This window comes from Pseudomonas sp. WS 5410 (assembly GCF_012985645.1).
Classification (GTDB): domain Bacteria; phylum Pseudomonadota; class Gammaproteobacteria; order Pseudomonadales; family Pseudomonadaceae; genus Aquipseudomonas; species Aquipseudomonas shahriarae.
The window spans coordinates 30,479-53,546 of the sequence record NZ_JAAQWS010000010.1; the positions used below are offsets into that span (position 1 = coordinate 30,479).

The following is a 23,068-nucleotide window of genomic DNA, read 5'->3' on the forward strand; positions in this document are numbered from 1 at the left end:
AAGTTCTGTGCCCTCAAGCCACACATTTGATCGCATTCCAAGTGTGGGCATGCTCGGTCTTTCGCCGAGCGCCCCCTTTTGGTGCCTTCGCCAAATGATTAGACTGCGCGCCTCTTTGCAAGGATCGCCATCATGCTGCTGATGCTCTACCTCATTGCCATCACCGCCGAAGCCATGACCGGCGCCTTGTCCGCCGGCCGTCGTGGCATGGACTGGTTTGGCGTGGTGTTGATCGCCTGCGTGACGGCGCTGGGTGGCGGTTCGGTGCGCGATGTGTTGCTCGGCCATTACCCGCTGACCTGGGTCAAACACCCGGAATACCTGGTGCTGACCTCGGTAGCGGCATTGGTGACGATCTTTATCGCCCCGCTGATGCGCCACTTGCGCTCACTGTTTTTGGCGCTGGACGCCGTAGGCCTGGTGGCTTTCACCCTGATCGGCTGCATGACGGCCCTGGAAATGGGGCACGGCATGCTGGTGGCCTCGGTCAGCGGGGTAATCACCGGAGTCTTCGGCGGGATCCTGCGGGATATTTTCTGTAACGATATTCCGTTGATCTTCCGCCGCGAGTTGTATGCCAGCGTGTCGTTCCTCGCCGCCTGGTGCTACATGCTGTGCATCTACCTCGAACTGCCCAGCGAGCAAGCGATTCTGCTCACCCTGTTCAGCGGTTTTCTACTGCGACTGCTGGCCATCCGCTTTCACTGGGAAATGCCCAAGTTCGTCTACAACGACGAACATTGACGCGTCGCGTGCTGGTTCAGCGCCCATTCGACATGTTCGCGGACCAGTTCGGAGGGGTAGTCCCGGCGCGCCTTCAAGGCTTCCAGCACCGGAATGCTGGAAGGCGCGTTGCCCAGGCCCACGGCCAGGTTGCGCAGCCAACGCTCATAACCGGCGCGGCGTAGCGGCGAGCCTTCGGTGCTGCTGAGGAATTTATCCTCATCCCACATAAATAACTCGGCCAGTTCGGCGTTATCCAGGTTGTGGCGCGGCTTGAAATCGCTTTCTCCTGAAGGTCGGGCGAAACGATTCCACGGGCAAACGATCTGACAGTCATCGCAGCCGAACACGCGGTTGCCAATCAGTGGCCGCAGATCCTCGGGGATTGCGCTCTTGAGCTCGATGGTCAAGTAGGAAATGCAGCGCCGGGCGTCCAGCACATAGGGCCCGACGAAGGCATTGGTGGGGCAGATGTCCAGGCAGGCGGTGCAGCGGCCGCAGTGTTCGCTGCTGTGGGGCGGGTCGACGGGCAGCGGCAGGTCGACGAACAGTTCGCTGAGGAAGAAGTAGCTACCGGCCTTGCGGTTGAGGACCAGGGTGTTTTTGCCGATCCAGCCCAGGCCGGCTTGTTCGGCGATGGCTTTTTCCAGCACTGGGGCGCTGTCGACGAAGGCGCGAAAACCAAACGGTCCGATCTGTGCCTGGATGCGGTCGGCCAGTTGCTGCACGCGCTTGCGGATCAGCTTGTGGTAGTCGCGGCCCAGGGCGTAGCGGGAGATATAGGCTTTTTCGGGTTGGGCCAGCAGTTGCGCCATTTGCGTATCGCCGGGTAGGTAATCCATGCGCAGGGACACCACGCGCAAGGTGCCGGGTACCAACTCGTCCGGGTGCGAGCGTTTGCTGCCATGGGCGCCCATGTAGTCCATCTCGCCGTGGTAGCCCGCGTCGAGCCAGCGCTGCAGGTGCTGTTCATGCTCAGCCAGGTCCAGGCCGCTGATGCCGACTTGTTGAAAGCCCAGCTCGCGACCCCAGTCTTTGATCGATTGGGCGAGGGCGGGCAGATCGGTGGTAATAGCAGGCATGAGACGAGAGAAACCGCAGGTTAGATGGGTATAATTCTGCCAGACATCGGAGCTTGAAGACGCATGCCGCAGACAAAACACGAAATAACCGACGTGCAGCCCCTGTTGCCCGGCCAATTGCCGCAACTGGCTGCGCGTTCCCCAGAGGCCCACAAGGGGCAGTTTGGTCACGTCCTGGTGATTGGTGGCGACCATGGCTTTGGCGGCGCCGCGCTGCTGAGTGCCGAAAGCGCCTTGCGCAGCGGTGCTGGCCTGGTGTCCCTGGCGACCCGCAGTGAACATGTCCCCGCCGCTTTGACCCGCTTGCCGGAAGTCATGGTGCGCGGCGTGCATTCGGCCAATCAGTTGATGGGCTTGCTGGAAAAAGTCTCGGTGATGGTTGTCGGCCCTGGTCTGGGCGACATGGCGTGGGGCAAAAGCCTACTGTCGGTGGCCGCCAATGCCCGGCAACCCCAGGTCTGGGATGCCGATGCGCTGAACCTGCTGGCCGCAGGCCATGTAACCTTGCCGGCCGATTGCGTGATCACTCCGCACCCAGGGGAGGCGGCGCGGCTGATGGGGATCTCGACAGCCGAGGTTCAGGCCGACCGGCTTAAGGTGGCGCGCGCGCTGAGCCAGAAATTCAATGCAGTCACGGTGCTCAAGGGCGCGGGCAGCCTGATCGCCAGCCCGGATGGGCGGGTGGCGCGCTGTGATCAGGGGCATCCGGCCATGGCATCGGCGGGCCTGGGGGATGTGCTCGCCGGCTTGACCGGCGCGCTGCTGGCCCAAGGCATGCCGGCGTTCGAGGCCGCCAGCCTGGCAGTGTGGTTGCACGCCACGGCCGGCGATCGTCAGGGCACCTTGGGTCGCGGCCTGGTGGCCAGTGACCTGATTCCCGCCATTCGTCAGTTGTTGGAGGAGCAGTCACCGTGTCTGAAGTAACGCTGTTTATAGCGGATGAAGAGGCCATGGTGGCTCTCGGCAAGAGCATTGCCGAGATCACCGGGGGTGTGGGCCTGATTTTTCTGCAAGGTGATCTGGGCGCCGGCAAAACCACGCTGTCGCGCGGCATCATTCGCGGGCTTGGGCATAGCGGGGCAGTGAAAAGTCCGACGTTCACCCTGGTAGAACCTTACGAGATCGGTGAGGTGCGGGCGTTCCATTTCGACCTGTATCGCCTGGTGGATCCCGAGGAATTGGAGTACATGGGCATCCGCGATTACTTCGATGGCGACGCCTTGTGCCTGATCGAGTGGCCGGACAAGGGCACAGGCTTTTTGCCAAAGCCCGACCTGACCATTACCATTACTGCGCATAACCATGGGCGTCAGTTGAAATTGTTGTCCCAGAGCGCGCGCAGTGAGTCCTGGTGTGCCGCTTTGGCTTTGAAATTCTAATAATGGGTGGGTTAGGTATGCGCTTTCGCGCGTTGGTTGCTGTCGTGGGGGTGTTGCTTGCGGCAATGACTGTCAATGCTCTGGCTGCTTCACAGGTGAAAAGTGTGCGCCTGTGGCGAGCTCCGGATAACACGCGACTGGTGTTCGACCTGTCTGGCCCGGTCCAGCACAGTGTCTTTACCCTGACGGCGCCTGATCGCCTGGTGATTGACATCAATGGTGCGACCCTGGCCGCGCCCCTGAAGGTCTCCACTGCGAACACGCCGATTACCGCGATGCGCTCGGCCCAGCGCACGCCGACCGACCTGCGGGTGGTCATCGACCTGAAAAAGGTCGTGACGCCGAAGAGTTTTTCCCTCGCGCCGAACGCCCAGTATGGCAACCGCCTGGTGGTCGATCTGTTCGATAACCCTGCCGATGCGGCGCCAGCCCCGGCACCTGCGCCTTCGGTCGCCACCACGCCAGCCGTGCCGGTCAGCCCCGCGCAGCCCCAGGTCAAGTTGCCACCGCTGCCGCCAGCCCCGGCCGGCAAACGTGACGTCATCGTGGTGATCGACGCCGGCCACGGCGGTGAAGACCCGGGCGCCTCGGGCTCCCGTGGCCAGCACGAAAAAGACGTGGTCCTGGCCATCGCTCGCGAATTGCAGCGCCAGATCAACGGGATGAAAGGCTACCGCGCCGAATTGACCCGTACCGGCGACTACTTCATCCCGCTGCGCGGGCGTACCGAAATCGCCCGCAAGAAGGGCGCCGACCTGTTCGTGTCGATCCACGCCGACGCCGCCCCGTCGAAGGCCGCCTTTGGCGCCTCGGTGTTTGCCCTGTCGGATCGTGGCGCCACATCCGAGACCGCACGCTGGCTGGCCGACAGCGAAAACCGTTCCGACTTGATCGGCGGTGCCGGCAACGTGTCCCTGGATGACAAGGACCGCATGCTCGCGGGTGTATTGCTGGATCTGTCGATGACTGCCTCGCTGACCTCCAGCCTGAACGTCGGGCAGAAAGTCCTGACCAACATGGGCCGGGTCACCCCGTTGCACAAGCAGCGGGTGGAGCAGGCCGGGTTTATGGTGCTCAAGTCGCCGGATATCCCGTCGATCCTGGTCGAAACCGGCTTTATCTCCAACGCCAACGAAGCCAACAAGCTGGCCAGCGCCAGCCACCAGCAGGCGCTGGCGCGCTCCATCAGTTCCGGCGTGCGTCAGTTCTTCCAGCAGAACCCGCCGCCCGGCACCTATATCGCCTGGCTGCGGGACTCCGGGAAAATCGCCCAGGGCCCGCGTGACCATCGGGTGCAGCCCGGCGACACCGTGGCCATGCTGGCCGTGCGTTTCCAGGTCTCGGCCGCCACCTTGCGCAGCGCCAACAACCTGAAAACCGATGAACTGAAAGTCGGCCAGGTGTTGACCATCCCCGGCACTGAATTGGCAGCACAGTAATGAGCGAATCGGTATTGAACAGCGCTTCGCGCATCGAACTGCTCAGCCCGCGGCTGGCCAACCAGATCGCTGCGGGCGAGGTGGTTGAGCGCCCGGCCTCGGTGATCAAGGAACTGCTGGAAAACAGCCTCGACTCCGGCGCCAAGCGCATCGACGTGGATGTCGAGCAGGGCGGCGTCAAGCTGCTGCGGGTACGCGACGACGGTAGCGGGATTTCCTCGGACGACCTGCCGCTGGCACTGGCACGCCATGCCACCAGCAAAATCCGTGACCTGGAAGACCTTGAGCGGGTGATGAGCCTGGGCTTTCGTGGTGAGGCGCTGGCGTCAATCAGCTCCGTGGCGCGCCTGACCCTGACTTCCCGCACCCGTGGCGCCGAACAGGCCTGGCAGGTAGAAACCGAAGGCCGCGACATGGCCCCTCGGGTCCAGCCGGCAGCCCATCCAGTGGGCACCTCGGTGGAAGTGCGCGACCTGTTCTTCAATACCCCGGCGCGGCGTAAATTCCTCAAGGCCGAAAAAACCGAATTCGATCACCTGCAAGAAGTCATCAAGCGCCTGGCCCTGGCGCGTTTTGATGTGGCCTTCCACCTGCGCCACAACGGCAAGACCATCCTCAGCCTGCACGAGGCCAATGACGATGCCGCCCGCGCCCGACGCGTGTCGGCAATCTGCGGCGCAGGCTTCCTGGAACAGGCGCTGCCGATTGAGATCGAGCGTAACGGCCTGCATTTGTGGGGTTGGGTCGGCCTGCCGACGTTCTCCCGCAGCCAGGCAGACTTGCAGTATTTCTTTGTGAATGGCCGTGCCGTGCGCGACAAGCTGGTGGCCCATGCGGTGCGCCAGGCCTATCGCGACGTGCTGTTCAATGGCCGGCACCCAACCTTTGTACTGTTTTTTGAAGTGGATCCCGCGGTGGTCGACGTCAACGTGCACCCGACCAAGCACGAGGTGCGCTTCCGTGACGGGCGCATGGTCCATGACTTCCTCTATGGCACCTTGCACCGCGCCTTGGGCGATGTGCGCCCGGACGATCAACTGGCGGCGCCGATTGTCACCGCCGTCGTCCGCCCGACAGGGCCGGAGGCCGGTGAATTCGGGCCCCAGGGCGAAATGAGCCTGGCGGCCAACCTGCTGCAATCGCCGCAAGCCCAGCCAAGTTACCCGGCGCCGGGTTCCGGCGCGGGGGCGGGCTATCAGTATCAATACACCCCGCGTCCGCAATCGGCGGTGCCGGTGGCCGAGGCCCAGGCGGCCTATCGCGAATTCTTCGCGCCGCTGCCCGGTGCCGAGCCGGGCGCAGTGGCCCTGCCGGAAGGCGGCGGTGATATCCCGCCCCTGGGTTATGCCCTGGCCCAGCTCAAGGGCATCTATATCCTCGCGGAAAACGCCCACGGCCTGGTGCTGGTGGACATGCACGCGGCCCACGAACGGATCATGTACGAGCGCCTGAAGATCGCCATGGCCAGTGAAGGCCTGAGCGGCCAGCCATTGCTGGTGCCGGAGTCCCTGGCGGTGAGCCAGCGGGAAGCCGATTGCGCCGAGGAGCACCACGCGGTGTTCCAGAAACTGGGTTTTGAGTTGCAGCGCCTGGGCCCGGAAACCCTGGCCATCCGGCAGATTCCCGCCTTGCTCAAGCAGGCCGAGGCCAATCGGCTGGTGGCCGACGTGCTGGCGGACCTGATGGAATACGGCACCAGTGACCGGATCCAGGCGCATATCAACGAACTGCTCGGCACCATGGCCTGCCACGGCGCGATCCGCGCCAACCGGCGCCTGGCCCTGCCGGAAATGAACGGCCTGCTGCGGGACATGGAAAACACCGAGCGCAGTGGCCAGTGCAACCATGGCCGACCGACCTGGACCCAAATGGGCCTGGATGATCTGGACAAACTATTCCTGCGCGGCCGCTGATGAGCTCTCTACCTCCCGCCATCTTCCTGATGGGCCCGACGGCCGCCGGCAAGACAGACCTTGCGATCGAGCTGACCAAGGTTTTGCCCTGTGAGCTGATCAGTGTCGATTCAGCCCTGGTATACCGGGACATGGACATTGGTACCGCCAAGCCGTCCAAGGAGCTGTTGGCCGCCCATCCCCATCGACTGATCGACATTATTGATCCGTCGCAAAGCTACTCGGCGGCGGATTTTCGTACCGATGCCCTGGCGGCCATGGCTGAAATCACCGCGCGGGGCAATATCCCGCTGCTGGTGGGCGGCACGATGCTCTATTACAAGGCGCTGCAGGAAGGCTTGGCCGACATGCCGCCCGCCGATCCGCAGGTGCGCGCTGAAATCGAAGAAGAGGCTGCGCGCCTTGGTTGGCAGGCCCTGCACGAGCAATTGGCGGCGATTGACCCGGTATCTGCCGCGCGCATTCACCCCAACGACCCCCAGCGCTTGAGCCGGGCTCTGGAAGTCTGGCGCGTGAGTGGCCAGACAATGACGGCCCATCGCCTCAGACAATCTGCGCAAAGTACTGACGCAGGCACCTCTGGACCGGGACAATTGCCCTATACTGTCGCCAATCTGGCTATCGCTCCGGCGAATCGGCAGGTGCTGCATGAACGAATTGCACAAAGATTCACAATTATGTTGGAACAGGGGTTCGTGGAGGAGGTCGTAGCACTGCGTTCAAGAGGTGATCTGCATCCGGGATTGCCTTCGATACGTGCTGTAGGCTACCGCCAAGTCTGGGATCATCTGGATGGCAAGCTGACGTCAGCCGAAATGCAGGAGCGCGGCATTATTGCCACGCGCCAATTGGCAAAACGCCAGTTCACTTGGCTGCGCAGCTGGACTGACCTGCATTGGCTGGACAGTCTGGATTGCGACAATCTGTCACGCGCCTTGAAATACTTGGGAACGGTCTCCATATTGAGCTGAGTCCTTGCAATTGCCGTCTATCCTTGGGGGGGTGACGGTCACAAGCTATCTATTTTTCCGATTTTTTATTATTGATCCTTAAAGGAGTGCGGCACATGTCAAAAGGGCATTCGCTACAAGACCCTTACTTGAATACTTTACGTAAAGAGAAAGTTGGGGTTTCCATCTATCTGGTCAACGGCATCAAGCTGCAAGGTACGATCGAGTCTTTCGACCAGTTCGTGATCCTGCTGAAAAACACCGTCAGCCAGATGGTCTACAAACACGCTATCTCGACAGTAGTGCCGGTTCGTCCAATTCGTCTGCCTAGCGCAACCGAATCCGAACAGGGTGACGCTGAGCCAGGTAACGCCTGATAGGAGTCTCCTTTGTTCTTTGAGCGCCACGGTGGTGGTGAGCGAGTAATCCTCGTTCACTTGGATGGACAGGACCCTGAGGCGCGCGAAGATCCGCAGGAGTTTCAGGAGCTGGCAAATTCGGCCGGCGCCGAGACCGTCGCGTTTTTTAACGTGCCGCGTCATCGGCCAACCGCCAAATTTCTGATTGGCAGCGGCAAGGTCGAGGAACTGCGCGACCTGGTCCATGCCGAAGAAGCCGATCTGGTTATCTTCAATCACATCCTCACGCCCAGTCAGGAACGTAACCTCGAACGTGTTTTCGAGTGTCGCGTGATTGACCGTACCGGTCTGATTCTCGATATCTTCGCCCAACGCGCCCGTACCCATGAAGGCAAGCTCCAGGTCGAACTGGCCCAGCTTGACCACATGAGCACCCGCCTGGTTCGCGGCTGGACGCACCTTGAGCGTCAGGGTGGCGGTATCGGCATGCGTGGGCCGGGTGAAACCCAGCTCGAAACCGACCGGCGTCTGCTGCGGGTGCGCCTGCGCCAGATCAAGGGCCGGCTGGAGAAGGTGCGCAGCCAGCGCGAGCAATCGCGACGCGGCCGTACTCGTGCGGATATCCCTACCGTGTCCCTGGTGGGCTACACCAACGCCGGTAAATCCACGCTGTTCAACAACGTGACCAAATCGGACGTGTACGCGGCAGACCAGCTGTTCGCCACCCTTGACCCGACCTTGCGCCGTCTGGAACTCGACGACCTGGGGCCGATTGTGCTGGCCGACACTGTGGGCTTCATCCGCCACTTGCCGCACAAGCTGGTCGAGGCATTCCGGTCTACGCTCGAAGAGTCGAGCAACTCCGACCTGCTGCTGCACGTCATTGATGCGGCCGAGCCTGACCGGATGTTGCAGATCGAGCAGGTCATGGTAGTACTGGGTGAGATTGGCGCCCAGGACTTGCCGATCCTCGAGGTCTATAACAAACTCGATTTGCTTGAAGGTGTGGAGCCGCAAATCCAGCGCGACGAAAACGGCAGGCCCCAGCGGGTCTGGCTGTCGGCGCGGGACGGTAGCGGTCTGGAATTGCTTGAGCAGGCGATTGCCGAGTTGCTCGGTGGCGATTTGTTCGTCGGCACCTTGCGCTTGCCTCAGCGTTTTGCTCGACTGCGTGCTCAGTTCTTTGAGCTGGGTGCCGTACAGAAAGAAGAACACGACGAAGAGGGTGTCAGCCTGCTGGCTGTTCGTTTGCCTCGTTCGGAGCTCAATCGGCTGGTGAGTCGTGAGGGCGTTGTACCGACGGAGTTCCTCGAACAACACACTTTGCAATAAAAGCCTGAGAAAGCGGTTGTGCCGCTGTGGCAGGCATTCTGTAGCATTGGTCGGCGCGCCGTGGGTGCGTCTTTGCTTTATCAGATGGAGAGCGCTATGGCTTGGAATGAGCCGGGTGGCAACTCGAATAATCAGGATCCTTGGGGTGGTAAACGCCGCAATAATGGCGACCGCAAGGGGCCACCAGATCTCGACGAGGCCTTCCGAAAGCTGCAGGAAAGCCTGAATGGGTTGTTCGGTGGTGGAAAAAAACGTGGTGGTGACGACGGCGGTCGCACAGGCAAGGGCGGCGGCTACGGCCTGCTTGGCCTGGGCCTCGTGGCGCTGGCGGCTGTCTGGCTGTACAGCGCGGTCTATGTGGTGGACGAGCAGGAGCAAGCCGTGGTGCTGCGCTTCGGCAAGTACTACGAGACTGTCGGCCCCGGCCTGAATATCTACTTCCCGCCGATCGACAAGAAGTACATGGAGAACGTCACGCGTGAGCGTGCCTACACCAAGCAGGGCCAGATGCTGACCGAAGACGAGAACATCGTCGAAGTGCCGCTGACCGTGCAGTACAAGATCAGCAACCTGCAGGACTTCGTGCTTAACGTCGACCAGCCGGAAATCAGCTTGCAGCACGCGACCGAAAGCGCCCTGCGCCACGTAGTGGGTTCCACTGCGATGGACCAGGTGCTGACCGAAGGCCGTGAACTGATGGCCAGCGAGATCAAGGAGCGCCTGCAACGGTTCCTCGATACCTATCGCACCGGTATCACCGTTACCCAGGTCAACGTACAGAGCGCAGCGGCACCGCGTGAAGTGCAGGAAGCCTTCGATGACGTGATCCGCGCCCGTGAAGACGAGCAGCGTTCGCGCAACCAGGCTGAAACCTACGCCAACGGCGTGGTGCCGGAAGCCCGTGGTCAGGCCCAGCGCATCCTTGAAGATGCCAACGGTTACCGCGACGAAGTCGTGTCCCGCGCCAAGGGTGAGGCTGACCGCTTCACCAAGCTGGTGGCCGAGTACCGCAAGGCACCGGAAGTCACCCGCGAGCGTCTGTACCTAGACACCATGCAGGAAGTCTTCACCAACACCAGCAAGGTTCTCGTGACCGGCAACAAAGGTGGGCAGAACAATCTGCTGTACCTGCCGCTGGACAAGATGATCGAAGGTGGTCGTAGCGCCGGCAGTACTTCGTCTTCCGCCAGTTCGACTGCCGCTGCCAACGAAGCGAGCGCCCGTGCGGCCGCTGACTTGCAGCAACAGCAAACACGTTCCCGGGAGAGTCGTTGATGAGCAATAAATCGCTGACCGCCCTGATTGTGGGCGTCGTCGTGGTCATCGCTGCCTGGAACTGCTTCTACATCGTGGCTCAGACCGAGCGTGCGGTGTTGCTGCAATTCGGGCGTGTGGTCCAGGCTGATGTCCAGCCGGGCCTGCATGTGAAAGTCCCCTACGTCAACCAGGTGCGCAAGTTTGACGCCCGCCTGATGACCCTGGATGCACCGACACAGCGTTTCCTGACCCTGGAAAAGAAAGCCGTGATGGTTGACGCCTACGCCAAGTGGCGCGTCAAGGATGCCGAGCGCTTCTACACCGCGACTTCCGGCCTCAAGCAGATTGCCGACGAGCGTTTGTCCCGTCGTCTGGAATCGGGCCTGCGCGACCAGTTTGGTAAGCGCACCCTGCACGAGGTGGTATCCGGTGAACGTGATGCGCTGATGGCTGACATCACCCGTTCGTTGAATACCATGGCGGAAAAAGAGCTGGGTATCGAAGTGGTCGATGTTCGGGTCAAGGCCATTGACCTGCCCAAGGAAGTGAACCGCAGCGTGTTCGAGCGTATGAGCACCGAGCGTGAGCGTGAGGCGCGTGAGCACCGTGCCAAGGGTAACGAACTGGCTGAAGGTATCCGTGCGGATGCCGACCGTCAGCGTCGCGTACTGTTGGCAGAGGCCTATCGTGAGTCTGAAGAGGCTCGTGGTGATGGTGATGCCCAAGCCGCGTCGATCTACGCCAAGGCTTATGGCCAGGACCAGGAGTTCTACGCGTTCTACCGTAGCCTGCGTGCCTACCGTGAAAGCTTTGCGAACAAAACCGATGTCATGGTGCTGGACCCAAGTAGCGATTTCTTCCGCTACCTGGAAAAGTCCAAGTAACCCGCAGACTGGCTGGTTCCACTCCGTCGGGCGGCTAAAACGCTCGGCGGGGTGATCCTTTCGGAAAACGGGTGTATGATGCGGCAGCCGGGAAATTCCCGGCTTTTTTGCGTCTGCATGTTTGATTGTTGTTGTGCGTTGCAGGCGTGACAGGTTTTTCGAGGAAAGTGCCCGACGAGGCCGTCTACAGGCCATTCGTCACGTCGCTCTTGCGCGTGGTTTATGCAGGGGCCGGGTATTTTCTGCTTCACTCAAGGCTCGCCCAAGGGCAGGCCGGGTCATAGGGGAATGGCGTAATGGCAACGGTAGACCGCTGGCTGCTGCCAGATGGCATCGAAGAAGTACTGCCACCAGAGGCTGCGCGTATTGAAATCGCGCGTCGCCAGGTGTTGGATCTGTTCCAGAGCTGGGGTTACGAGTTTGTCGTGACTCCCCATATCGAGTACCTGGAATCCCTGCTGACCGGCGCGGGCCAGGACCTGGATCTGCGCACCTTCAAGGTCATCGACCCGCAATCGGGTCGGCAAATGGGCTTTCGCGCCGACATCACGCCGCAAGTGGCGCGCATTGATGCGCATACCTTGCGTCGTGAAGGGCCGAGCCGCCTGTGCTACGCCGGCAGCGTGCTGCATGCGCAACCGCGCGCCTTGTCATCGTCCCGTAGCCCGATCCAGTTGGGCGCCGAGTTGTATGGCGATGCGAGCCCGAGCAGCGACGTTGAAGTCATCAGCCTGATGCTGGCGATGCTGCAACTGGCCGATGTGCCGGATGTCCACATGGACCTGGGGCATGTCGGTATCTACCGTGGCCTGGCCCGTGCGGCCGGTTTGTCCGGCGAAGTGGAGCAGCAGTTGTTCGATGCCCTGCAGCGCAAGGCCATCGACGAAGTGATCGCCCTGACCGAAGGCGTGCCTGCCGACCTGGCTGGCATGCTGCGTGCGCTGGTGGATCTGTGTGGTGGTCGCGAAGTGCTGACCGCTGCCCGTGATCGCCTGGCCAACGCGCCGGCCCCGGTGCTGGCGGCCCTGGACGACGTGCTGGCGATTGCCGAGCAGTTGTCGGCGCGCTTCCCGCAACTGCCGTTGTATTTTGACCTGGGTGAGCTGCGCGGCTACCACTACCACACCGGTGTGGTGTTCGCGGTGTTTGTTCCGGGCGTGGGCCAAGCCATCGCCCAGGGCGGTCGTTATGACGATATCGGCGCCGACTTCGGTCGTGCCCGTCCGGCGACTGGCTTTTCCACCGATTTGAAAACCCTGGTGACCCTGGGGCGTGCTGAAGTCGAGCTACCGTCTGGCGGTATCTGGATGCCAGACAGTACGGACGCGGCACTCTGGCAGCAGGTCTGCCAGTTGCGCAGTGAGGGTCAGCGTGTCGTCCAGGCCTTGCCTGGGCAGCCATTGGCCGCCGCCCGTGAAGCGGACTGCGACCGGCAATTGATTCAGCAGAACGGGCTTTGGCAAGTATCGCCACTGGCTTCTTGAGTTTTCCTGCCGGCCAACGCCGGCACCAAGTTTGCGCGAATGAGGACAAGTGTTATGGGTAAGAATGTCGTAGTCCTGGGCACCCAATGGGGTGATGAGGGCAAAGGCAAGATCGTTGATCTGCTGACCGAACATGCTGCCGCCGTAGTGCGCTACCAAGGTGGCCACAACGCTGGCCACACCCTGGTCATCGATGGCGAAAAAACCGTCTTGCACCTGATCCCGTCGGGCGTACTGCGCGAAGGCGTGCAGTGCCTGATCGGCAACGGCGTGGTGGTTGCACCTGACGCCCTGCTGCGCGAGATCACCAAGCTGGAAGAGAAAGGCGTACCGGTGCGCGAGCGCCTGCGTATCAGCCCGTCCTGCCCGCTGATCCTGTCCTTCCACGTTGCGCTGGACCAGGCCCGTGAAAAGGCCCGTGGCGAGCTGAAGATCGGCACCACCGGTCGCGGTATCGGCCCGGCCTACGAAGACAAGGTTGCACGTCGTGGCCTGCGTGTGGGCGACCTGCTCAACATGCCGCGCTTTGAAGACAAGCTGCGTGAACTGGTGGATTACCACAACTTCATGCTGGTCGGTTACTACAAAGAGCCAGCCATTGAGTTCGACAAGACCCTGGCCGAGTGCAAGGAATACGCCGAGCTGCTCAAGCCGCTGATGCTGGACGTGACTGCCGAGCTGCACGACCTGCGTCGCGCCGGCAAAGACATCATGTTCGAAGGTGCCCAGGGCTCGTTGCTGGACATCGACCACGGTACCTACCCGTACGTGACCAGCTCCAACACCACCGCTGGCGGCGTTGCGACGGGTTCGGGCGTTGGTCCGATGTTCCTGGACTACATCCTGGGCATCACCAAGGCCTACACCACGCGCGTAGGTTCGGGTCCGTTCCCGACTGAGCTGTTCGACGACGTCGGTGCGCACCTGGCCAAGCAAGGTCACGAGTTCGGCGCGACGACCGGTCGTGCCCGTCGTTGTGGCTGGTTCGATGCTGTCATCCTGCGTCGCGCTATCGACGTGAACAGCATCTCGGGCATCTGCCTGACCAAGCTGGACGTACTCGACGGCCTGGAAACCATCAACATCTGCGTCGGCTACAAAGACGCAGAAGGTAATGATGTTGCCCCGACCGACGCTGACAGCTACGTGGGCCTGCAGCCTGTGTACGAAGAAGTGCCGGGCTGGAGCGAGTCGACCGTGGGTGCCAAGACCCTGGAAGAACTGCCAGCTAACGCCCGCGCCTACATCAAGCGCGTTGAAGAGCTGATTGGCGCGCCGATCGACATTATTTCGACGGGCCCGGACCGCAACGAGACCATCGTTTTGCGTCATCCGTTCGCTTAATAAGCTGTTGATGTAAAAAGCAAAGGGTCCCTTCGGGGGCCCTTTGTCGTTTCTGCGGTGCGCACGGCACGACCCTTGCTATGTTTCTCTCTTTCGCGGTGCTATCAATTTAATGGCACCCGTGGTGGAGGGATTCCCGATGTCTGCCGTTCTCTCATTGTTACAAAGCCGGCTGTTGAGGCCGGTGTTCGTTACCCTTGGTATCGCTCTTTTGGTGCAAGTGCTGGTGGCGGTCGCCCTGACCCGGAGCACAGTCACGGCCCTGGAAGCCGATTTGGGCAAACGCCTGGGTGTGGACAGCCAGAAACTGTCGGGCGAATTGACCCAGGCCGGCAAGGAAGTGACGTCCAGCCTGGATAGCTTGTCGGCCAGCACCAGCGACCGTCTGACGGCCGGGCTTTCTGCGCGGTTGAAGCAAGAGCAGCAGCAACTGCGTACGACCCTGGAAAAGGACCTGAAGGACTCTGCCAATGACATGGCGCAGTTGCTGGCCTCGGTTGCACCCCGTGCAATGTGGGACAGCGATGTTCCGGCGTTGTCGGAGTTCGCCCGGCGTGCCCAGCGCAATCCCAATGTGCTGTTTGTGGTGTATGACGACGCCACAGGCCAGCACCTGACCCGTTATTTGAACCGGGAAAACCCGATCAACAAGGCGCTCCTGGAAAAAGGCCAGGGCGACCGTGCGCTGGATAAAGTGTTGAATGCCGCGAAAAACGACCCTTCGGTGTACTACGTCGAAGCGTCCATCAGCCCCAATGGTGTAGAGATCGGCAAGGTGCTGATGGGGGTTTCCACCGCAGCGGTCGAGGCGGACCTGGCGGCGCTGGACCAGCGTTTTACCGCGCTGATCGCCAGTGGCGGTCAATTGGTGGGCGACAGCCTCAAAGGCGCGGCGGCGGACAGTGCGGCGGCCATGGGTGCCCGTCTGCAGTCGGCGCAGGCCACGGCCACGCAAATGACCGCTAATACCTCCAGCGCCGTACAAGAGGCCGCGCAGGCCCTGCGCTGGCGTATCGGTCTGGGTCTGGCGGTGGTGGGCCTGGGTGTGCTGTTGCTGATTGCCGTGGTGCTGGGGCGGCGGGTGGTCAATCGCCTCAAGCTGCTGATCGCGGCCATGGATGATTTGGCGGCCGGTGACGGTGACCTGACCAAGCGTGTGCAGATCAACAGCAAGGATGAAATCGGCGCCATGGCTTCGGCGGTCAATCGGTTTGTGGATAAGTTGCAGCCCATCGTGCGCGAGGCGGGGGATGTGGCCCAGCGTACCGGCGTGGAAATCGGCGCGATGACCCTGCGCAATGCCGGCGCCGATGCCGCAGCAGGTTTGCAGCGTGATGAAGTGGCCGAGAGCCTGCGGGCGCTGTCGCAAATGGCTGACGAGGCCCAGGCCGAAAGCCATGCCATGCAAGCCGCGTTGCAGCAGGTGGTGGATATCCGTCAAGCCACGGATGAAAATTCCCGTACTTCGGCCGAGGTCGGCAGTTTGATCGAGGCCTTGGCCGGGCAGGTGCAGGCCGGTTCCAAGGTGATCGAGCGCCTGGCCCAGCAAAGCGAGCAGATTGAAGTGGTGCTGACGGTGATCCACGGCATTGCCGAGCAAACCAACCTGCTGGCCCTGAATGCCGCCATTGAAGCAGCGCGTGCCGGTGAAACCGGGCGGGGTTTTGCGGTGGTGGCAGACGAAGTGCGGGCGTTGGCCAGTAAAACCCAAAGCTCTACCGGTGATATCCAGGCGCATATCGTGGCGTTGCAGCAAGGCGCGCGCGAGGCGGTGGAGACCATCGGCAAGGCCGGGCGCCAGGCCAGCGAGGGTCTGCTGGTGCTGCGCGAAAGTGTGCGCTTGCAGCAAACGGTGCAAGACTCAGTGGAGCAGGTGCATGCGGCGATTGGCCTGGCAACCCGGGCTGCCGAACATCAGGCCCAGGGCGCGCATGCGGTGCGGGGGCGGGTCGAGGTGATCCATGCCCAGGCCGAGCGCGCAGCGCAGGCGGTGGTGGAAACCACGGCCAGTGGCAAGGTGCTGGATGGGTTGGCGGCGCAGTTGAAGGCCAGCCTGGGGCAGTTCCGGGCCTGAGGTTGGCGGCTCGGACCTTGTCGCGGGCAAACCCGCTCCAATGTGGGAGCTGGCTTGCCTGCGATAGCGCTCTCAGCGGCTCAGATACATCCGTGTCGTGAGCAGGTAGACGGGCAGCCCCGACACCAGAATCAACAGCGCCGCATAAGGCGCCGCCGCCGCAAACTCCACATTCGAGGTGTGCGCCCACACCGCCGTGGCCAGGGTATTCAACCCGGTCGGACTGAGCAGCAAAGTCGCGGTCAACTCCTTCATCGCATCGAGGAATACCAGCGCAAACGCCGCGCCCAATGCCGGAAAGATAATCGGTAGGGTCACCCGGCAAAACGCGCTGAACGACGATGCGCCGAGGGTGCGGGCGGCCTCTTCCAGTTGCGGTGCAGCCTTGTTCAGGGCGGTACGGATCGGCGCCTGGGCCAGTGGCAGGAACAACAGCGCGTAGGCGATCAGCAGCAACGCCGAGGTCTGATACAGCGCCGGCACGTAATGCAGAGCGAAATACACCAGGGTCAGGGCAATCACCAGGCCGGGCAGGGCGTGCAGCAAGTAGGGCAGGCGTTCGGCCCACAGCGCCAGTTGGCCTTTGTAGCGCACCACCAGAAGTCCCACCGGTACGGCCAGCGCCAGGCAGAGTGTCGCGCCACCCAGGGACAGCGCCAGGGAGGACAGCAGCGCCTCGCTGATCTCGGCTACCGGGAAGGCTGCTGAAGAACCCACGGCCAGCCAGTAGCCGAGCATCCCCAACGGAATGCCACTGCCAATGATCGCCAGCATCAGGCAATACAACTGGCCCAGTGGCGCCCATCTGCCCAATCGAACCTGTTCGGCATGCCGCGCCGCGCCTTGTCCGGTGCGCACATGCCGGCCCTTGCCGCGCACGCGCAGTTCCAGCCATAGCAGGGTCAGGCACATGACCAGCAGCACCGCAGACAGCATCGCCGCATTGGCGTTGCTGAACTCCAATTCGAACTGTTGGTAGATCGCCGTGGTGAATGTCTGCAGGCCGATGATCGACAGGGCGCCGAACTCCACCAGCATATGCAAGGCGATCAGCAGGGCGCCGGCCAGCAGCGACGGCCACAGCAGTGGCAGGGTGATGCGAAAAAACACGCTCCAGCGATTGAGCCCCAGGGTGCGGGCCGACTCTTCCAGGGACGGGTCCAGGTTACGCAGGGTGGCCGCCACTGGCAGGAACACCAGGGGGTATTTGGACAGGGTCATGACCAGGATGGCGCCGCCCAGGCCTTCGAACTGGGCGCTCAGGGATACCCAGGTAAAGCTGCTGACAAACGCCGGTACGGCAAACGGCAGGCACAGGATTACGCCCCAGACCCGCCGGCCCGGCAGGTTGCTGCGCTCCAGCAGCCAGGCCAGGGACAGGCCGATCACCGCGCAGGCGACGGTCACGCCGACCATCAATGCCAAGGTGTTGCGCAGTAGCCCGAACACATACGGGCGCCACAGCAGATGCACAGCCTCGGCCCAGCCGGCCTGCCAGGCCTTGAGGCCCACATACACCAACGGCAGCAGGCTCAGGCCCACCAGCAACAAGACCGGCAGCAGCAGCCAGATTGACGGGCGTTTGCGCCGGGGGCTAAAGCCCCCGCGCAAGGCGGGGGCGGATTGCGATGGGGTCATCAGTTCAAGCCAACGTCACGTTCCAGTTCCAGGGCTTCTTCAGCGTTGCCCAGGTCGGCGGGAGTGACTTTGGGCGGTTGCAGTTCGCTGAATGGCTTGAGGCCGCGGTTGGACTGCATGCCTTTGCGCAGCGGGTACTCGGCGGAGGTGTTGGTGATAACCCGCTGGCCTTCTTCGCTGGCCATGAACGCCAGCAGTTGCTGGGCTTGCTTGGGGTGCTTGCTGGATTTCAATGCCGCTGCTGCCGATACGGTGATCAGGCCGCCAGCATCGCCATCGGTGAAGTAGTGCAGTTGCGAATCCAGGTTGGTTTTTTCCTTTTTCAGGGCAAACCAGTAGTAGTTATTCACCAGCACCGTCGCTACTTCGCCGTTTTCCACGGCTTTGAGGGCGACCATGTTATTGCTGTAGACCTTGCCGAACGCGCGCAGCCCGGTCAGCCATTCTTCGGCGGCATCGCGACCATGCAGTTTGATGATGGCCACGGCCTGTTCCTGGAAGGCACCGCTGGTGGGGACGAAGCCCACTTTGCCCTGCCACTCGGGGTTGGCGAAATCCAGTACCGACTTGGGTAGCTCTTCTTCCTTGATCAATTTCGGATTGAAGGCCACTACCCGGGTACGTGCGGTGACGCCCATCCAGGCGCCATTGGCGGCCACGTATTCCTTGGGCAGGACATCCAGGGTACTGGCGTCGATAGTGGCCAGCAGACCTTGTTCGCCAAGTTTGTTCAGTGGCGGGGATTCTTCGGTGTAGATCACGTCGGCGGGGGAGCGCTCACCCTCTTCGACGACCTGGCTGGCCAGTTGGTTGCTGCTGCCCTTGCGTACATTCACATGAATGCCGGTCTTGGCTTCGAAGGCCTTGGCGAGTTCATCGCCGACTTCCTTGTGCTGGCCGTTGTACAGGGTCAGTTCAACCTTGTCGGCCGAGTAGGCGGTGGGAGAGAGCAGGGTCAGGCCGAGCAGAGTGATGGTCAGGCCACGCAGAAGGGATGTCTTGAGACGGATATCGCGGATCATCATCCGGGGTGTTCCTCACTTGAGTGCAACAAATCATTGCAAGGATAAACGATAAAACTTCTCAAGTGCGGGCGCAGCGGGAATTGCGGGTGGAGTTTTTAAACCCCAGAAACGAAAAAACCCGCTTTCGCGGGTTTGATCTGAATTTGGTGCCCAGGAGAAGACTCGAACTTCCACGACCTTGCGATCACCAGCACCTGAAGCTGGCGTGTCTACCAATTTCACCACCTGGGCATTATCAAGCAACGTTGCCGCTGTTGATGGGGCGAACTATACGGCGGGCTTTTTGATCTGTAAACCCCTGATTTGATTTTATAAATCAACTTTTGGGTTAAAAATCAAAGGGCTATAACGCAAAAACCCGCTTTCGCGGGTTTTTGTGAGACTCAAGGCGCAAACCTTAAGTTTTGAATTGGTGCCCAGAAGAAGACTCGAACTTCCACGACCTTGCGGTCACCAGCACCTGAAGCTGGCGTGTCTACCAATTTCACCATCTGGGCAGTATCTTCAACGTTGCCGTCGTCGATGGCGCGCACTATACGGAGTGGCTTTTGAGCTGTAAACCCCCGTCATCAAAAAAGCCTGGAAAATTTCGCAGGCGGTCACGCAAGGTGGTTTTGCGCGGCTATAAAACGCATTTGCGGGCTAGTTATTGCTTGAAATTTCCCGTTTCAATACGCGTATGCCAAACTAACCCACATATAGACAAGGTGAAAACTCTCTAATGGCCGATTGGCAGTCCCTCGATCCCGAGGCCGCTCGTGAAGCGGAAAAATATGAAAACCCTATTCCTAGCCGCGAACTGATCCTGGCGCATCTCGCCGATCGGGGTTCGCCTGCTAGCCGCGAGCAGCTGGTTGAAGAATTCGGTCTGACCACCGAAGACCAACTCGAAGCACTGCGCCGCCGCCTGCGCGCCATGGAGCGCGATGCACAGTTGATCTACACCCGTCGCGGCACTTACGCGCCGGTGGACAAGCTCGACCTGATCCTTGGCCGCATTGCCGGTCACCGTGACGGCTTCGGCTTCCTGATCCCTGATGACGGCAGTGACGACCTGTTCATGAGCCCGGCGCAAATGCGCCTGGTGTTCGATGGCGACCGTGCACTGGCGCGCGTGTCCGGCCTGGACCGTCGCGGTCGACGCGAAGGCGTGATCGTCGAAGTGGTGTCCCGTGCCCACGAATCCATCGTCGGTCGCTACTTCGAAGAAGGCGGCATCGGCTTCGTGATTCCGGACAACCCGAAGGTTCAGCAGGAAGTGCTGGTGACCCCGGGCCGCAATGGCGCCGCCAAGGTCGGTCAGTTCGTCGAGGTGAAAATCACCCACTGGCCAACCCCGCGCTTCCAGCCACAGGGCGATATCGTCGAAGTGGTCGGCAACTACATGGCGCCGGGCATGGAAATCGATGTTGCGTTGCGCACCTACGATATTCCTCACGTCTGGCCTGAGGCTGTGCTCAAAGAAGCCGCCAAGCTCAAGCCGGAAGTCGAAGAAAAAGACAAAGAGAAACGCATCGACCTGCGTCATCTGCCGTTCGTCACCATTGACGGCGAAGATGCCCGCGACTTCGACGATGCTGTTTACTGCGAAGCCAAGCCCGGCAAGCTGCGCCTGTTCTCCGGCGGCTGGAAGTTGTTTGTCGCGATTGCCGACGTATCCAGCTACGTGAAGATCGGTTCGGCCCTGGATAACGAAGCCCAGGTGCGCGGCAACTCCGTGTACTTCCCTGAGCGCGTGATCCCGATGCTGCCTGAGCAGCTGTCCAACGGCCTGTGCTCCCTGAACCCGAAAGTCGACCGTTTGGCCATGGTGTGCGAGATGACCATCTCGAAAACCGGCGAAATGACCGACTACCAGTTCTACGAAGCGGTGATCCACTCCCAGGCCCGCCTGACCTACAACAAGGTCAGCACCATCCTGGAAACGCCGAAAACCAGCGAAGCCAAGGCTTTGCGCAGCCAGTACGCTGACGTAGTTCCACACCTCAAGCAGCTCTACTCGCTGTACAAGGTGTTGCTGGGCGCACGTCATGTCCGTGGCGCGATAGATTTTGAAACCCAGGAAACCCGGATCATCTTCGGTTCCGAGCGCAAAATCGCGGAAATCACGCCGACCACCCGCAATGACGCGCACAAGCTGATCGAGGAATGCATGCTGGCGGCCAACGTGGCCACCGCCGAATTCCTGAAGAAGCACGAGATTCCTGCGCTGTACCGGGTGCACGATGGTCCGCCACCGGAGCGCCTGGAAAAACTGCGCGCCTTCCTGGGCGAGCTTGGCCTGTCCCTGCACAAAGGCAAGGATGGTCCGTCGCCGAAGGATTACCAGGCTCTGTTGGCCAGCATCAAGGACCGTCCGGACTTCCACCTGATCCAGACCGTGATGCTGCGTTCCCTCAGCCAGGCGGTGTACAGCGCCGACAACCAGGGCCACTTCGGCCTGAATTACGAGGCGTATACCCACTTCACCTCGCCGATCCGCCGTTACCCGGACCTGCTCACGCACCGCGCCATCCGCAGCGTGATCCATTCCAAGCAGAACACCCCGCACGTCAAGCGCGCCGGTGCCATGACCATTCCGAAGGCACGGATCTATCCGTACGACGAAGCGGCCCTGGAACAGTTGGGCGAGCAGTGCTCCATGAGCGAGCGCCGTGCCGACGAAGCCACCCGTGACGTAGTGAACTGGCTCAAGTGCGAGTTCATGAAGGATCGCGTAGGCGAGTCGTTCCCAGGCGTGATCACCGCCGTGACCGGTTTTGGTCTGTTCGTCGAGCTGACCGACATCTACGTCGAAGGCCTGGTGCACGTCACCGCCTTGCCGGGTGACTACTACCACTTCGATCCTGTGCATCACCGCCTGGCGGGCGAGCGCACCGGTCGCAGCTTCCGTTTGGGCGATACCGTAGAAGTACGGGTCATGCGCGTCGATCTCGACGAACGCAAGATCGACTTCGAGATGGCTGAAAAAACCCTCGAAGCGCCGATTGGCCGCAAAAAACGGGGTGCCGAAACCACAGCTCCGGCGAAAAAAGGCGCTCCTGCGAAAGCTGCAGCGGCTGCCGAGCCTGCGCCGGCCAAGCCTGCGCGCCGCTCCTCGGCCAAGGAAAAGGTCAGCGACGCGTACCGCCCCAGTGATGCGGCGGCGAAAAACGCCGAGTTGCGCAAGAGTCGCGAGTTGAAGCAGCAGTTGCTCAACGAAGCCAAAAGCGGTGGTAAAGCGGCGTCTGGGGGAAAGTCCCAGGCCGCCGACAAGCCGTCGAGCAAACCGAGTAAACACCGTAAAGGCCCGCCAAAAGCGGGTTCGGCCCCTGCCAAGAGCGGCGGGTCGCGCAAACCTAAGGCCAAGTCATGAGTCTGGAAAAAATCTACGGCGTACACGCCGTAGAAGCGTTGCTGCGTCACCACCCCAAGCGCGTCAAGCAAGTGTGGTTGGCCGAGGGTCGTAGCGAGCCGCGCGTTCAAGCGTTGGTCGAGCTGGCCAACCAGAATAAAGTTGCCATCGGCCAGGCCGAGCGGCGCGAAATGGACGTCTGGGTCGAAGGCGTGCACCAGGGCGTGGTGGCGGACGTGAGTCCGAGCCAGGTCTGGGGCGAGGCCATGCTCGACGAGCTGCTCGACCGCACCGAAGGTGCGCCGCTGTTGCTGGTGCTGGACGGCGTGACCGACCCGCACAACCTCGGCGCCTGCCTGCGTTCGGCGGACGCTGCCGGCGCGCTGGCGGTGATCGTGCCGAAAGACAAGTCGGCTACCTTGACCCCGGTCGTGCGTAAAGTCGCCTGCGGCGCAGCGGAAGTGATTCCGTTGGTGGCCGTGACCAACCTGGCGCGCACCCTGGAAAAACTCCAGCAGCGCGGCTTGTGGGTCGTGGGTACGGCGGGGGAGGCCGAGGTCAGTATCTATGACCAGGACCTCACCGGCCCGACCATCCTGATCATGGGTGCTGAAGGCAAGGGCATGCGGCGTCTGACCCGTGAGCATTGCGACTACCTGGTGCACTTGCCGATGGCCGGTAGCGTCAGCAGCCTCAACGTTTCAGTCGCAACGGGCGTCTGCCTGTTCGAAGCCCAGCGCCAGCGTGGCGCCAAGGCCAAGTCCAAGAAGTAATCAGGTCTGGCGCAGGTCCAAATGTGGGAGCGGGCTTGCTCGCGAATGCGCAGTGTCAGTCGCCATAGATGTTGGCTG

18 protein-coding genes and 2 tRNA genes are annotated in these 23,068 nt (G+C 61.5%); 15 read left to right on the top strand and 5 right to left on the bottom strand.

Annotation, left to right across the window (positions count from 1 at the left end):
• Positions 1-129: 129 nt before the first annotated feature.
• On the top strand, positions 130-744 hold the full coding sequence (locus HBO24_RS15900; RefSeq protein WP_169851492.1) for a trimeric intracellular cation channel family protein: 615 nt from the start codon (positions 130-132) through the stop codon (positions 742-744).
• On the opposite strand, the gene queG is transcribed toward HBO24_RS15900, so the two are convergent.
• Positions 726-1,805 carry a tRNA epoxyqueuosine(34) reductase QueG gene (gene queG, locus HBO24_RS15905; RefSeq protein ID WP_170059984.1) on the bottom strand — a complete coding sequence of 360 codons (1,080 nt, stop codon included), beginning with the start codon at positions 1,803-1,805 and terminating at the stop codon, positions 726-728. The two genes, HBO24_RS15900 and queG, sit on opposite strands and share 19 nt — an antisense overlap.
• Before the next feature lie 63 nt (positions 1,806-1,868).
• On the opposite strand from queG, the gene HBO24_RS15910 reads away from it, so the two are divergent.
• The 12 genes from HBO24_RS15910 to HBO24_RS15965 all read left to right on the top strand — a co-directional run bounded on the left by HBO24_RS15910 (position 1,869) and on the right by HBO24_RS15965 (position 16,220).
• Positions 1,869-2,729 carry an NAD(P)H-hydrate dehydratase gene (locus tag HBO24_RS15910; RefSeq protein ID WP_057437392.1) on the top strand — a complete coding sequence of 287 codons (861 nt, stop codon included), beginning with the start codon at positions 1,869-1,871 and terminating at the stop codon, positions 2,727-2,729.
• Positions 2,717-3,184: a tRNA (adenosine(37)-N6)-threonylcarbamoyltransferase complex ATPase subunit type 1 TsaE gene (gene tsaE, locus HBO24_RS15915; RefSeq protein WP_057437400.1), complete on the top strand. Its 468-nt coding sequence runs from the start codon at positions 2,717-2,719 to the stop codon at positions 3,182-3,184. Before HBO24_RS15910 ends, tsaE begins: the two co-directional genes overlap by 13 nt.
• Before the next feature lie 17 nt (positions 3,185-3,201).
• Entirely contained in the window at positions 3,202-4,623 is a 1,422-nt protein-coding gene (locus tag HBO24_RS15920) for an N-acetylmuramoyl-L-alanine amidase (protein WP_115129351.1), read from the top strand.
• 14 nt (positions 4,624-4,637) lie between these two features.
• The gene (gene mutL, locus HBO24_RS15925; RefSeq protein WP_162947781.1) at positions 4,638-6,536 is read left to right on the top strand and encodes a DNA mismatch repair endonuclease MutL; all 1,899 of its coding nucleotides are present in this window, start codon (positions 4,638-4,640) and stop codon (positions 6,534-6,536) included.
• Positions 6,536-7,507, top strand: a complete 972-nt coding sequence (miaA, locus tag HBO24_RS15930; RefSeq protein ID WP_057958151.1) for a tRNA (adenosine(37)-N6)-dimethylallyltransferase MiaA — start codon at positions 6,536-6,538, stop codon at positions 7,505-7,507. The genes mutL and miaA overlap by 1 nt, the downstream gene beginning before the upstream one ends.
• Before the next feature lie 95 nt (positions 7,508-7,602).
• Entirely contained in the window at positions 7,603-7,863 is a 261-nt protein-coding gene (gene hfq / locus HBO24_RS15935; protein ID WP_010221594.1) for an RNA chaperone Hfq, read from the top strand.
• 12 nt (positions 7,864-7,875) lie between these two features.
• Positions 7,876-9,177 carry a ribosome rescue GTPase HflX gene (gene hflX, locus HBO24_RS15940; protein ID WP_029299582.1) on the top strand — a complete coding sequence of 434 codons (1,302 nt, stop codon included), beginning with the start codon at positions 7,876-7,878 and terminating at the stop codon, positions 9,175-9,177.
• A 96-nt stretch (positions 9,178-9,273) separates the two neighbouring features.
• Entirely contained in the window at positions 9,274-10,452 is a 1,179-nt protein-coding gene (gene hflK / locus HBO24_RS15945) for an FtsH protease activity modulator HflK (RefSeq protein WP_115127254.1), read from the top strand.
• A complete protein-coding gene (gene hflC, locus HBO24_RS15950) occupies positions 10,452-11,318 on the top strand; it encodes a protease modulator HflC (protein WP_017849753.1) in 867 nt (288 codons plus the stop codon). The genes hflK and hflC overlap by 1 nt, the downstream gene beginning before the upstream one ends.
• 296 nt (positions 11,319-11,614) lie before the next feature.
• Positions 11,615-12,802, top strand: a complete 1,188-nt coding sequence (locus HBO24_RS15955) for an ATP phosphoribosyltransferase regulatory subunit (protein WP_057958153.1) — start codon at positions 11,615-11,617, stop codon at positions 12,800-12,802.
• 54 nt (positions 12,803-12,856) lie between these two features.
• Positions 12,857-14,146, top strand: coding sequence for an adenylosuccinate synthase (locus HBO24_RS15960; RefSeq protein WP_057437412.1), 1,290 nt, complete (start codon positions 12,857-12,859; stop codon positions 14,144-14,146).
• A 139-nt stretch (positions 14,147-14,285) separates the two neighbouring features.
• Positions 14,286-16,220 (top strand): methyl-accepting chemotaxis protein, encoded by a 1,935-nt coding sequence (locus HBO24_RS15965; protein ID WP_170059985.1) that lies wholly within the window; start codon positions 14,286-14,288, stop codon positions 16,218-16,220.
• Positions 16,221-16,292: 72 nt separating this feature from the next.
• Here HBO24_RS15965 and HBO24_RS15970 read toward each other — a convergent pair whose 3' ends face one another.
• The 4 genes from HBO24_RS15970 to HBO24_RS15985 form a co-directional block, all read right to left on the bottom strand.
• Positions 16,293-17,858, bottom strand: a complete 1,566-nt coding sequence (locus HBO24_RS15970; RefSeq protein WP_170059986.1) for an iron ABC transporter permease — start codon at positions 17,856-17,858, stop codon at positions 16,293-16,295.
• On the bottom strand, positions 17,858-18,883 hold the full coding sequence (locus tag HBO24_RS15975) for an extracellular solute-binding protein (RefSeq protein ID WP_057958156.1): 1,026 nt from the start codon (positions 18,881-18,883) through the stop codon (positions 17,858-17,860). The genes HBO24_RS15970 and HBO24_RS15975 overlap by 1 nt, the downstream gene beginning before the upstream one ends.
• Before the next feature lie 144 nt (positions 18,884-19,027).
• Positions 19,028-19,114 (bottom strand) — tRNA-Leu (locus HBO24_RS15980).
• A 179-nt stretch (positions 19,115-19,293) separates the two neighbouring features.
• Positions 19,294-19,380 (bottom strand) — tRNA-Leu (locus HBO24_RS15985).
• A 224-nt stretch (positions 19,381-19,604) separates the two neighbouring features.
• Here HBO24_RS15985 and rnr point away from each other — a divergent pair.
• Complete coding sequence (rnr, locus tag HBO24_RS15990) at positions 19,605-22,238, top strand: ribonuclease R (protein ID WP_115127258.1); 2,634 nt, start codon at positions 19,605-19,607, stop codon at positions 22,236-22,238.
• Positions 22,235-22,990, top strand: a complete 756-nt coding sequence (rlmB, locus tag HBO24_RS15995) for a 23S rRNA (guanosine(2251)-2'-O)-methyltransferase RlmB (protein WP_057444490.1) — start codon at positions 22,235-22,237, stop codon at positions 22,988-22,990. The genes rnr and rlmB overlap by 4 nt, the downstream gene beginning before the upstream one ends.
• Positions 22,991-23,068: the final 78 nt, after the last annotated feature.